At 44.5% G+C, this 265-nt stretch carries 1 protein-coding gene; it reads left to right on the forward strand.

Annotated features, from left to right (window positions below):
- On the forward strand, positions 1 to 265 hold a 265-nt coding region (locus tag A3754_RS28475; protein ID WP_231880521.1), incomplete at both ends, for a hypothetical protein.

The following is a 265-nucleotide window of genomic DNA, read 5'->3' on the forward strand; positions in this document are numbered from 1 at the left end:
GAACTCGGGTTGAACACGGCCGCTTTTACTAATGGTTCACTGGTGGAAGAGTCCCACTATCATCGTCTCTTGCTAGAGGGGCCAGACCAACTGTTTTTTTCACTTGACAGCCACTTGCCAGTAGTACACGACTATATACGAGGTACTGAAGGTTCTTGTGAGCATATCCTGAAGGTTCTTACCGATCTTTCTTCACTCAAAAAGAAAGCTTACCCTGACTCAAAGGTCAGGATCTATACGAACTGCACACTTTTTGAAAGAAATC

Source organism: Alcanivorax sp. HI0083, from assembly GCF_001635175.1.